Source organism: Photobacterium ganghwense (assembly GCF_017329545.1).
Taxonomy (GTDB): Bacteria; Pseudomonadota; Gammaproteobacteria; order Enterobacterales; family Vibrionaceae; genus Photobacterium; species Photobacterium ganghwense.
Window position 1 is genome coordinate 686,704 of sequence record NZ_CP071325.1, and the last position, 12,529, is coordinate 699,232.

A 12,529-nucleotide genomic window follows, 5' to 3' on the forward strand; every position below is an offset into this window, starting at 1 on the left:
GCTGCCCCCGACAGATGGAGTCGCGCAAGCAGAACAAAGAAAAGGGAAGCCATTGGCTTCCCTTTTTTCGTCAGGGTTCCCCCCTAACTGACGTTGTTGCCTGCAGCAGATGGTTTAGGCCGCAATTTCTTTTGGCGAAGCCTGGTAAGCCTTCGCTGCCAGATCGCGCGGGTCGAAGTCATCAACATTGATGGTTTCGAGACGGCCGGCTTCAGCGCGGCGCAGTAACTCTGCTTCTTCCGCGTTAATCACCTTCAGCTCCAGACCGGTATCTGCGACTTTATCCAGCTGCATGAAAGGCATTTTCTTGCCAGCGGCCTGACAGACGCGATCATAGATCGGCTCTGCCGCCAGAATGTCTTTCAGTGCTCGCTCGATTTTGCCGACCGCGGAATTCTCGGTGTCTTCCAGGAACTGGTTCCGGCCGATGCGGTTACGGCTGTCACATGGCGTTTGCAGAATACGGGCAACCTGGTGGTCCAGTTTGTCAGAAGGACGCACTCGGCTCATTCCCAGCGGGAACACAATGGCACGCAGTACGGCTGCAATCGGACGATTCGGGAAATTACGCAGGAATTCATCCAGCGCTTCCTGAGTCTGGTACATGGCGTCCTGCAGACCCCAGTGCAGCAGCGGCAGGTCGTCTTTCTGGTAGCCTTCATCCTGGTAACGCTTCAGGGTGGCAGAAGCCAGGTAAAGCTGACTCAGCACATCGCCCAGACGGGCAGAGAGGCGCTCTTTACGTTTCAGCGAGCCACCCAGTACGGCCATCGACATATCAGCCAGAAGCGCCAGGTTGGCACTGTAGCGGTTGATCTGCTGATAGTAACGTTTGGTTTCATCTTTACGCGGTGCCTTGGAGCCACGGCCGTCGCTCAGACCCAGCCAGAAAGATCGAACCAGGTTACTGATCACGAAGCCCACATGACCGAACAGTGCGCCGTCAAACTCATTCAGGGCTTTTTCGGCGTTGTCATTGTAAGCGGCATTCATTTCTTCCAGTACGTAAGGATGGCAGCGGATCGCCCCCTGACCGAAGATGATCATCGAACGAGTCAGAATGTTGGCCCCTTCAACGGTCACGGCAATCGGAGCACCCTGATAACCGCGAGCCAGGAAGTTACTTGGCCCCATACAGATACCTTTACCGCCCACGATATCCATTGCATCGATAACGCCACGCTGGCTGCGGTGAGTACAGTGATACTTCACGATGGCAGAGATCACGGATGGTTTCTCACCCAAATCAATCCCGGCAACAGTCAGGCTGCTGGCCGCATCCAGCACGTAAGCATTACCGCCAATCCGTGCCAGTGGCTCTTCAATCCCTTCCATTTTACCGATTGGCAGTTTGAACTGGCGACGAATACGGGCGTACGCCCCGGTTGCCAGCGCCGCGCTTTTCAGTCCGCCGGTTGAGTTCGACGGCAGCGTGATACCACGGCCGACTGACAGGCACTCAACCAGCATACGCCAGCCTTGACCCGCCATGTCCTGACCACCGATGATGAAATCAATCGGCACGAACACTTTATCGCCCTGAGTCGGACCGTTCTGGAACGGAACGTTCAGTGGGAAGTGGCGACGGCCAATCTCTACACCGTCAATATCTGTTGGGATCAGGGCACAGGTAATACCGAGATCCTCCTGATCACCCAGCAGGTGCTCAGGGTCATAGAGTTTGAAGGCCAGACCCAGAACGGTGGCGACCGGTGCCAGCGTGATGTAGCGCTTGTTCCAGGTCAGCTCCATCCCCAGCACTTCCTCTCCCTGCCAGTGACCTTTTTTCACAATACCGAAATCAGGTATTGACCCGGCATCAGACCCGGCTTCCGGGCTGGTCAGAGCAAAACAGGGAATTTCTTTACCTTCAGCCAGACGCGGCAGGTAGTAATCTTTTTGATCCTGAGTGCCGTAATGTTGCAGCAACTCACCGGGACCCAGAGAGTTTGGGACGCCAACGGTTGACGACAGTACGCCGGAGACACCGGTCAGCTTCTGCAGAACCAGTGATTGTGCGTAAGCGGAAAACTCCAGACCACCGTATTCTTTTTTGATGATCATGGCGAAAAACTTATGATCTTTCAGGTACTGCCACACTTCCGGCGGTAGATCAGCCAGCTCATGAGTAACCTGAAAATCGTTCACCATGCGGCACACTTCGTTGACCGGACCGTCGAGAAATGCTTTTTCTTCCGGGCTCAGACGCGGAGCCGGGATGTCATGCAGCTTGTCCCAGTTCGGTGCGCCTCGGAACAGATCGGCTTCCCACCAGACCGTCCCGGCATCGATCGCTTCTTTTTCCGTGCGCGACATTTCCGGCATTACGCCTTTGAAAGCTTTCAGTGCCGGGCGGCTGAGCAGGGAACGACGCAGCGTAGTCATGTTTAACGGTACGGCAACCAGCAGGAACAGCAACCAGCTGTACTGACCGACGATATCCAGCAGGGTTCCCAGAATCAGGGCTGCGGCGATCGCGATAGTAAAGGTTTTCAGGTTGGCGCGGTGGTATGCGAGTACACCGGTCAGACCGAGCAGCCCTAGCAGGTACACAAGTGTTACCATGTTCAATCTCCTTATATGGGCGTTTCATTATTATTGTAGCGGGTACGTTTTTATTAAGGTAAGAGGTCTTACCACTTGTGATAAGTGTAATTTGATTTTTAATGAAATGTAAAATGTTTTTCTGTTCTGAAATTGACCGGTTACGTAAAGATGTCTTGTCAGCCCTTGCAGAGCCTCGGTTTGATCAAGATCAGTCCGGGGCAAATTACGGCTTGAGAAAATTCCTCACACAATTAACATATAGTGATGTTGATCACGTATTTGCTCGTTTTTTCTCCGCTCGAGCGGGTAAACTATGAGCAGGGCATGCCTGCCAGAGGCGGGATTTGCCCATATGTTGCCTTTCCCGAATTCCGACTGACATCTACTTGCCGGGTCCCTATCTCGGGATGACAGCTTCTCGTTTTCTTATCTAGATCTGAACCAGACTCCCCATGAGTGTGGTTTTTTGCGTTTCCGTTTAGTCTGCAAGGGGTTAACCGTGTTGGTATTTAATGCGATGAAACAGGCCTGGCGGGAAGGATTCTCCTTCTCGACCTTACGTTCAGATGTCATAGCCGGTATCACGGTCGGGGTGGTGGCGATCCCGTTGGGGATGGCGTTGGCGATTGCCGTTGGCGTACCGCCGCAGCACGGCCTGTACACTGTTATCGTCGCGGGTTTACTGGCGGCATTGCTGGGGGGCTCTCGTTTTAATATCACCGGCCCGACGGCCGCGTTTGTGGTGATTCTGCTGCCGATCACGCAGCAATACGGGCTGTCTGGGCTGATGCTGGCCACATTGATGTCCGGGGTGATCCTGCTGCTGATGGGGCTGTTGCGGCTTGGCCAGTTGGTGGCGTATGTGCCCTATCCGGTGACAACCGGCTTTACGGCGGGTATCGGTCTGACGATTGCCTTCTTGCAGCTGAAAGATCTGCTTGGCCTGACCGTGGCGACTAATCCGATCCACTTTCCGGAAAAAGTTGTCGCTTATGCCAGTGCAATGCCTTCCATTAATCTGGCCGATGCCCTGGTAGGCGGGTTGACCATCGCTGCCTTTATCCTGTGGGCGAAGCTCAAAACGAAAGTGCCTGCGCATGTGGTGGCGCTGTTGACTGGTACAGTGGTGGCATTGATTGTTAATGCGTCAGGGCAGGGCCACGTTGGCCTTCTAGGCGAAAAATTCCAGTACCAGATTGGTGATTTGATCGGGCAGGGGATTCCGCAGGTGCTGCCGCAACTGGTGTTGCCTTGGCAGGAAGGCCAGTTCAGCTGGTCGCTGGTGGTGGAACTGCTACCAGCCGCGTTCACCATTGCCATGCTGGGTTGTATTGAATCGCTGCTGTGTGCGGTTGTCGCGGATGGGATGACCGGCACCAAGCATAATCCGAACTCTGAGCTGGTCGGTCAGGGGCTGGCAAACATGGTGGTTCCGTTCTTTGGCGGGATTCCGGCCACTGCCGCCATTGCCCGTACCGCGACGAACATTCGCGCCGGGGCATTTTCGCCTATTTCAGCCATTGTGCATGCCTTGTTTGTCCTGGCTGCGATGATCGCGCTGGCGCCGGCGTTGTCGTTTGTGCCGATGAGTGCCCTGGCCGGTCTGCTGATCATGGTCGCCTGGAACATGTCTGAAGCCCCCCATTTTGTGCATACGCTCAAGGTGGCGCCTCGCCGCGATATTGCGGTGCTGATGACCTGCTTCACCCTGACGGTTGTGTTTGACATGGTTGTCGCAGTGGTCGTCGGGCTGCTGCTGGCGGGTTTGCTGTTTATTCAGCGTATAGCCTCGCTGACCACCGTCGAAAAAGTGGGAAGTACTCACTCACACCTGAATTTTGGGGAAGATGTGGTGGTGTATGACATTAACGGCCCGCTGTTTTTTGCCGCCAGTGAGAAAGCGTTGTCAGTGATTGAACGGGCGGCGCCTGAGACCCGTGCGGTGGTGATGGATTTGAGCGATGTGACCACCATTGATATCACCGCGATTCACGCGTTGGAATATGCCCTTGAGCGAGTGCGTGACTACCCCGTGTACCTGTTGGGTGTGGCACCGCATATCGAGCAAAAGCTGACCTCGGCCGGTGTGCTGGCGCTGGAAAATGTGGCGCTCTACCACAGCACAGAGTCATTACGTGAGCATTTGGCGAGTCAGACTCACAATGTTCTGGGTCAGGAGTCGACACCTCCGGCGGTTTCTTTGTACACTGCAAGCTAAGGCCATGTATCTGCGGGGCATCATGCCCCGCTTTTAGTATGTGAATAACCAGAGTAGAGCCTATGTACCAAGATATTATCCGCGCAGAGTTGACAGAAGCGGCCGAAGTGCTGAACCGCTTTCTGAGCGACGAGAAGAACATTGCTGATATCGAAGCGGCAGCCAAGCTGCTGGCCGAGTCATTCAAACAGGGCGGTAAGGTACTGTCATGCGGTAACGGTGGCTCCCACTGTGATGCCATGCATTTTGCGGAAGAGCTGACAGGGCGATACCGTGAAAACCGTCCGGGTTATCCCGGTATTGCGATTTCTGATCCCAGCCATCTGTCCTGTGTCAGTAACGACTTCGGCTATGAACATGTGTTCTCGCGCTACCTTGAAGCGGTGGGAATGAAAGGGGATGTCCTGTTCGGGCTGTCAACGTCCGGCAACTCCGGCAACATCCTGAAAGCCATTGACGCGGCGAAAGCCAAAGGCATGAAAGTGATCGCCCTGACCGGCAAAGACGGCGGCAAGATGGCCGGACTGGCGGATGTGGAGATCCGTGTCCCACATTTTGGCTATGCTGATCGTATCCAGGAAGTGCATATCAAGATTATCCACATCCTGATCATGCTGATTGAAAAAGAGATGGCGGCATAACACCACTTGGTGTCTGAGCGATTTAGGACATAACGGAAGATGTGTGAACTCCTTGGCATGAGTGCCAATGTACCGACTGACATTTGTTTTAGCTTTACCGGCCTGATGCAGCGGGGCGGTAAAACCGGCCCGCACCGTGATGGCTGGGGAATCACCTTTTACGAAGGAAAGGGATTCCGTACGTTTAAAGATCCGTCTCCGAGCTTTGACTCGCGTATTGCTGAGTTGGTTCAGAACTATCCGATCAAGAGCTGCGCGGTGGTCAGCCATATTCGGCAGGCTAACCGGGGCGGGGTGAATCTGGAAAATACTCATCCGTTCACGCGGGAACTTTGGGGGCAGTACTGGACGTTCGCCCACAACGGACAACTGACCGGTTATGATCAGCTGGAAACCGGACGGTTCAAGCCGGTTGGCGAAACGGACAGTGAAAAAGCGTTCTGCTGGCTGCTCAATCAGCTGGATGCCCGGTTTCCGGAAATCCCGCAGGATTGCGATGCGATGTTTGCGTTGGTGGCCGAATGTTGTGACACCCTGAGACAACTGGGGGTTTACAATATGCTGCTGAGTAATGGCGAGTATGTACTGACTTATTGCAGCAATAACCTGCACTGGATTACCCGACGTGCACCGTTCGGTAAGGCGTCACTGATTGATGAAGATGTGACGATTGATTTCCAGCAGGAAACCACCCCGAATGATGTGGTGACGGTGATTGCGACCCAGCCGCTGACCAATGATGAGCGTTGGCACAAAATGGGCGTAGGGGAATTCAGTGTGTTCCACCTGGGTGAGCCGGTTTACAGCCGGGTATTAGAGTCTGATACCTCCGGCGAGAAGAAAAAATAAAAAACGCGACCGTGGGTCGCGTTTTTTATTATGGAACACAGAGAAAAGGGATTAAATGTTACTCAGTCCTCTGCCGCGTAACCGTTCGCTGGCAGGATATCCCCTTCAAACACCGCATTGTTTCCTTGCATAGTGACTCGCTGCTGTAAGCACCAGTTGGCAACAACCGGATAGATACGGTGCTCTTGCTGCTGTACGCGTGCCATGACATCCTCGGCGGTATCATCCTCGAAAATCGGCACTTTGGCTTGCAGGATCACCGGGCCACCATCAAGCTCTTCCGTGACGAAGTGCACGCTGGTGCCATGTTCGGTATCACCGGCATCAATGGCTCTCTGGTGAGTGTTCAACCCGGTGTACTTTGGCAGCAGGGAAGGGTGAATATTGATCATTCGCCCCTGATAGTGACGAACGAAATCGGCACTCAGAATCCGCATGAAGCCAGCCAGAATGATCAGATCCGGTGAGAACTGATCAATGTTGTCGGCCATAGCCCGGTCAAAGGCTTCACGATCGGTGTAATCACCGGCAGCCAGGTGCAGCGTATCAATACCTGCCTGATGAGCCCGTTCCAACCCGTATGCATCCGCTTTGTTCGAGATAACGGCCGCTATGCGCGCGTTCTCAATGATGCCTGACTCGCAGGCATCAATAATGGCTTGCAGGTTGGAGCCGTTACCGGAGATCAGAACGACAATATTTTTCATACGATTACAGGATCTCCACCTGTGCTTCGTTAGCGCCGGCTTCAGCAATGTGACCCAGTAGCCAGGCGTTTTCACCTTCTGCGTTTAAAATGGCAATCGCTTGTTCAGCCTGAGCTTGTGGCAGCGCAATCACCAGACCCACGCCGCAGTTGAAAGTGCGGTACATTTCGTAGGTTTCGACATTACCGGCTTGCTGCAGCCAGTTGAACACGGCTGGCCATTCCCAGCTGTTACCGTCAACCACAGCTTTGGTCCCTTGCGGCAGAACGCGAGGGATATTTTCCCAGAAACCGCCGCCTGTGATGTGAGAAATCGCGTGAACATCGCAGCTTTCCATCATCTTCAGAGTCGATTTCACATAAATTTTTGTTGGCTCCAGCAGGTGGTCAGCCAGAGGTTTGCCTTCCAGATCCTGGCTCAGGTCGGCGGCAGACACTTCAATGATTTTACGAATCAGTGAGAAGCCGTTAGAGTGAGGGCCGCTTGAGGCAACCGCAATCAGGGCATCGCCGGCTTGTACTTTACTGCCGTCGATAATCTCTTCTTTTTCCACCACACCCACGCAGAAGCCTGCTACATCGTAGTCTTCGCCGTGGTACATTCCCGGCATTTCAGCCGTTTCACCGCCGATCAACGCACAACCAGACTGCACACACCCTTCACCGATACCGGCAACAACCTGAGCGGCAGTGTCGACATCCAGTTTGCCTGTTGCGTAGTAGTCCAGGAAGAACAGCGGTTCAGCGCCCTGTACAATAAGGTCGTTGACACACATGGCCACCAGATCAATCCCGATCGTGTCATGTTTGTTCAGATCCATTGCCAGACGCAGCTTGGTACCCACACCGTCTGTACCGGACACCAGCACTGGCTCCTTATACTTAGTCGGCAACGCACACAACGCACCAAATCCGCCGATACCGCCCATCACTTCAGGACGGTGGGTGCGTTTTACCACCCCTTTAATACGATCAACTAATGCATTACCTGCATCGATATCAACACCAGCATCTTTGTAACTAAGAGAAGAGTTATTGCCGCTCACAGGAGGTCCCTCAACGTATTAAAGTAAAAAAGCGGGGGTATGATAACAGCACTCAGGGCGGAAAGGAAAACGTTTGCGTCAAATATTGTGAGAGGGTATTTCCTGACCAAACGCAAGGCTGGCCCCTACCAGAACCGTATTGGTCTAGTGTATAATAGTGCGATTTTTTGAAATTTTGTTAGCTTAGGAGTCAGAAATGAAAGTCGTTGAGGTAAAACACCCACTGGTAAAACATAAGATTGGTCTTATGCGCGAAGGTGACATCAGCACTAAGCGTTTCCGTGAGCTAGCAACAGAAGTCGGCAGCCTGCTGACTTACGAAGCGACGGCAGACTTCGAAACAGAAAAAGTGACTATTGAGGGCTGGAACGGTCCCGTTGAAGTTGACCAGATCAAAGGCAAGAAAGTTACCGTTGTGCCAATTCTGCGTGCCGGTCTGGGTATGATGGATGGCGTGCTGGAGCACATGCCAAGTGCTCGTATTTCAACCGTCGGGATTTACCGCGACGAGGAAACGCTGGAGCCGGTTCCTTACTTCCACAAACTGGCTTCTAACATTGATGAGCGTATGGCGCTGGTCGTTGACCCAATGCTGGCAACAGGCGGCTCAATGATCGCGACGATCGACCTGCTGAAAGAGCACGGCTGTAAATCCATTAAAGTGCTGGTACTGGTTGCGGCACCGGAAGGCATTGCGGCGCTGGAAAAAGCTCACCCGGACGTTGAGCTGTACACGGCAGCTATCGATGAGAAACTGAATGACAAAGGCTACATCGTTCCTGGTCTGGGCGATGCTGGTGACAAGATCTTCGGTACGAAGTAATTGTCAGACTGAGAATTCAGAAAAAGCCGGCGATTGCCGGCTTTTTTATGTCTGTAATTTTTGCGCTATCGAGATATGGGTATAAGCGGGATGGGAAAGTGAGTCAGGGTATCCTGAGCCTGAGTGAAACCGCGTCGAGCTATACCATGTCGCTACAACTACAACTACAGCTCCGTCATACCGCTCTATCATATAACTCAATCTATTATAGCGACGCCAAGTAGCGACATCTTCACTGAGTGTGACCGTGGCAATGTTACACGCGGTTTATCCGCCATACGCGGCAACTTTTCGCGTCGCTGCCCTCAGTGTCAATTTTGTTGTAAACAAAAAGAGCTGCCCGAAGGCAGCTCTTATGTATTAGCGAACGCTAGTGTGAAGAATTATTTCGAGTCTTGCGCGCTGTCCAGCTGCGCATTATCAACCACGTGATTTTCACCCAGGTCCGCAGGCAGAATCAGGTTCAGTATAATGGCGACAATACCACACAGGCTGACACCTTGCAGGCTGAACTCGCCGATCCCAAAGGCCATACCGCCAATCCCGAATACCAGGGTAACGGCAACAATCACCAGGTTGCGTGATTTATGCAGATCCACCTGGTTTTTGATCAGCGTGTTCAGGCCGACGGTTGCGATTGAACCGAACAGCAGAATCATGATGCCGCCCATTACCGGTACTGGGATGGTTTGCAGAATGGCGCCCAGCTTACCGACAAAAGCCAGTACCAGCGCAGTGACTGCGGCCCAGGTCATGATTACCGGGTTGTAGGCTTTGGTCAGCATAACGGCACCGGTAACTTCAGAGTAAGTGGTGTTTGGCGGCGCACCGAACAGCGAAGCAGCCATGGTTGCCACCCCGTCACCGGTCATGGTGCGGTGCAAACCCGGCTTCTTCAGGTAGTCTTTACCGGTCACGTTAGAAATAGCCAGCATATCCCCGACGTGCTCAACGGCCGGCGCAATTGCTACCGGAATCATGAACAGCATGGCATTGATATTAAACTCAGGGTATGTGAAGTTTGGCATGGCCAGCCAGGAGGCCTGTTGTACCGCAGTAAAGTCAACCACACCGTAGACCAGTGCCGTCACGTAACCGGCGACGATACCCGCCATAATCGGCACAAGCTTCAGGAAGCCACGGGCGAACACGCTGAAGAAAATGGTCACCAGCAGCGAGACAGAAGAAATCCACAGCGCAGCATTGCCGTCGATCAGTTGAACCGCACCGTCACCGGTTTTACCCAGCGCCATGTTCACCGCCGCAGGTGCCAGCCCCAGCCCGATGACCATAATGACCGGCCCGACCACCACTGGTGGCAGCAGCTTGTGAATAATACCGACACCGCGCACTTTGATTATGCCACCCATACAGATGTACACCACACCGGCCATCATCAGGCCACCCATGGTTGCCGGGATACCCCAAGTTTGAACACCGTACATGATAGGAGCAATAAACGCGAAAGAGGAAGCGAGGAAAATAGGGACAGAGCGTTTAGTAATGACTTGGAACAGGAGGGTACCTAGACCGGCACCGAAGAGCGCAACGTTGGGGTCCAGACCGGTAAGTAGCGGAACCAGAACCAATGCCCCGAATGCAACAAAGAGCATCTGAGCACCTTGTAAGATCTGCATCATTTGTATATTTCCCATCCTAGCTGTAAAAAAATCGCGGAATGTTAGCATAGAAGAAATCGTTTGCCTAATTCTCCACTGAGAAAGTAGTGAATAAAGGCAAAATGTCGCTGGGTGGGTGTTTAGGGAAAGAATAACTGACGCAGCCTTGACGTATTTGTCGCCATTTTGGCTAAATATGAATAAAAGCGATGGCATAAAAATGCCGTCATGTCCGGATTTTTCCTACAATTGGTTGCCGAATTTAATGGGATCAATTTATCATCGTGCAACAATCAATCTAAATGATAAATGAGTTTATTATGCTGCGTCTTACCTTCCTTCTTATGGCCCTGCTGGCCGGGACTGTGCAGGCTGCAACAGTCACAGACCTTTACCAGGCCAGGATTGTGTTGCCCGATACTGACAGCCAGTCAGAGCAAAATGCCCGCCGCGATGCCCTTGCTCAGGTGCTGGTGAAGGTCTCGGGACAGAGCCGGGTGGTGAACAATGACGTCGTGACCAAGGCGCTGGCTAACAGTAACCCGTTTGTCAGCCAGTATGGTTACGGCAACCTGAAAGGGAAGCGTACCCTGGATCTGACTTTCGATCGGAACCGTGTGCGCCAGTTGCTGACTCAGGCTCAGGCAACCTTCTGGGGTGAACAGCGCCCGAATGTGCTGGTCTGGCTGGTTGAAGACGCGGAAAGCAGCCGTAACATTGCCTGGGATCAGTCGGGTAACCCGTTGCTAGCCGGGATGAAGAGTGAGGCAGACCGAAGAGGTGTGCCGACCATGATGCCAATCGGGGACTTTGAGGACGTTACGGCGATCAGCGTCCCGGATTTGTGGGGCGGTTTTGTCGGGCCAATCGTACAAGCCAGCCAGCGCTACCAGCCGGAAGCGGTGCTGGTGGTTCGCGCCCGCCGTAAAGGGCCGGATGACTACGTCATGAACTGGCAGCTGTATGCAGAAGGCCCGGAAAAAATGGCGGCGACCAAGGTGACGCCATCTGAAGGACAGGCATCCGGTACGTCGGAGGCAACGCTTCGTCGGATGATGGATCATGTGGCCGATCAGCTGGGAGTGAAATATGCCGTGCCGCTGGGGGGTGATGAGAGTGGCCAACTGGCCGTGGTGGTCAGTAATATTCGCAGTGCCAAAGATTTCTTTACCCTTGAGCGCATGATGACCAACCTGAGCTCCGTGGCCGGAATCAATGCTTATCGCATTCAGGGGGAGCAGGTGGAGTTTTCCGTAAAACTATTGAGTACGGAAGCAGCCTTCCAGCGTGAACTGAGCCAGAACAGCCGCCTGTCAGAAGTCACAGCGCCTGTGATGCCTGCAGAGCCGATGGAAGCATCAGAGGTTCAGCCAACAGAAGCCGTACTGGACGGGCAGACAGACTCATCTGAGACGCTATCTGCCCCAGCGAAACCGGTGAAGCAAGTCAGCATGTATGAATGGCGTGCGCCACAGGCCTGATTGAGCCAGTGGTTCATTGACCCTAAAAGTGATAAAAAAACGGTGGCTGATGCCACCGTTTTTATTTTTCATATTTCGCTAAGTCGCTAAGTCGCTAAGTCGCTAAGTCGCTAAGTCGCTAAGCTACTAAGCTACTAAGCCGACGGCCCCTCATGACGGGCTTTTTCTTCTTTCTCGACTTCCGACAACTTTTTCAGTTTGATGCCGAGTTCGCGGCCGCGATGGCGGGCAAACATGGCATTGGCGACGAAAGCACAACTGGTGATCAGCAGTTCAACCAGAGCGAGCCAGCGTTCACCTTCATCTACCCACAGCATGGTCAGTGCGTGGAGAAAGTAGAACATCAGAATAAAATTGGCCCAGGCATGGGTATAGGGTTTCCCTGCCAGAATGCCTTTGAGCGGCAGCAGTAGCGGAACAATCCAGACACCGGCCATGATCAGGCTATTCAGGTGCGGGTGCGGCGAAAGCAGGCTTTGCCACAGCCCAACCCAGACCATCAGTGACAGGTAAGCGGTTAAGGCGCCCAGGCGCAGGCGGCGAGTGTGTTGACTCATGGGGGTCATGGTACGCATCCTTCAGTATGACCGTGTTGTCCC

The 12,529-nt window shown here is 53.4% G+C and carries 10 protein-coding genes; 5 read left to right on the plus strand and 5 right to left on the minus strand.

The genetic code is table 11. The features are described from left to right. Nucleotides 1-114: 114 nt before the first annotated feature. A complete protein-coding gene (fadE, locus tag FH974_RS03380; protein ID WP_047886809.1) occupies nt 115-2,565 on the minus strand; it encodes an acyl-CoA dehydrogenase FadE in 2,451 nt (816 codons plus the stop codon). Between the two features lie 481 nt (nt 2,566-3,046). On the opposite strand from fadE, the gene dauA reads away from it, so the two are divergent. The 3 genes from dauA to FH974_RS03395 all read left to right on the plus strand — a co-directional run bounded on the left by dauA (nt 3,047) and on the right by FH974_RS03395 (nt 6,255). Further along, nucleotides 3,047-4,765, plus strand: a complete 1,719-nt coding sequence (gene dauA / locus FH974_RS03385) for a C4-dicarboxylic acid transporter DauA (protein ID WP_207103489.1) — start codon at nt 3,047-3,049, stop codon at nt 4,763-4,765. 62 nt (nt 4,766-4,827) lie between these two features. After that, on the plus strand, nt 4,828-5,406 hold the full coding sequence (gene lpcA, locus FH974_RS03390) for a D-sedoheptulose 7-phosphate isomerase (RefSeq protein WP_047886806.1): 579 nt from the start codon (nt 4,828-4,830) through the stop codon (nt 5,404-5,406). A gap of 39 nt (nt 5,407-5,445) precedes the next feature. Continuing rightward, nucleotides 5,446-6,255: a class II glutamine amidotransferase gene (locus tag FH974_RS03395; RefSeq protein WP_047886805.1), complete on the plus strand. Its 810-nt coding sequence runs from the start codon at nt 5,446-5,448 to the stop codon at nt 6,253-6,255. Nucleotides 6,256-6,317: 62 nt separating this feature from the next. On the opposite strand, the gene purN is transcribed toward FH974_RS03395, so the two are convergent. After that, on the minus strand, nt 6,318-6,962 hold the full coding sequence (gene purN / locus FH974_RS03400) for a phosphoribosylglycinamide formyltransferase (RefSeq protein WP_047886804.1): 645 nt from the start codon (nt 6,960-6,962) through the stop codon (nt 6,318-6,320). 4 nt (nt 6,963-6,966) lie between these two features. Continuing rightward, nucleotides 6,967-8,007: a phosphoribosylformylglycinamidine cyclo-ligase gene (gene purM / locus FH974_RS03405; RefSeq protein ID WP_047886803.1), complete on the minus strand. Its 1,041-nt coding sequence runs from the start codon at nt 8,005-8,007 to the stop codon at nt 6,967-6,969. A 196-nt stretch (nt 8,008-8,203) separates the two neighbouring features. On the opposite strand from purM, the gene upp reads away from it, so the two are divergent. After that, nucleotides 8,204-8,830, plus strand: a complete 627-nt coding sequence (gene upp / locus FH974_RS03410; RefSeq protein WP_047886802.1) for a uracil phosphoribosyltransferase — start codon at nt 8,204-8,206, stop codon at nt 8,828-8,830. A 383-nt stretch (nt 8,831-9,213) separates the two neighbouring features. Here the strand turns inward: upp and FH974_RS03415 are convergent, their stop codons facing one another. Continuing rightward, entirely contained in the window at nt 9,214-10,470 is a 1,257-nt protein-coding gene (locus tag FH974_RS03415; protein WP_047886801.1) for a uracil-xanthine permease family protein, read from the minus strand. Between the two features lie 299 nt (nt 10,471-10,769). On the opposite strand from FH974_RS03415, the gene FH974_RS03420 reads away from it, so the two are divergent. Continuing rightward, on the plus strand, nt 10,770-11,930 hold the full coding sequence (locus FH974_RS03420) for a DUF2066 domain-containing protein (RefSeq protein ID WP_053061920.1): 1,161 nt from the start codon (nt 10,770-10,772) through the stop codon (nt 11,928-11,930). A gap of 134 nt (nt 11,931-12,064) precedes the next feature. On the opposite strand, the gene FH974_RS03425 is transcribed toward FH974_RS03420, so the two are convergent. Beyond that, a complete protein-coding gene (locus FH974_RS03425) occupies nt 12,065-12,496 on the minus strand; it encodes a DUF2069 domain-containing protein (protein ID WP_047886800.1) in 432 nt (143 codons plus the stop codon). Nucleotides 12,497-12,529 lie beyond the last annotated feature (33 nt).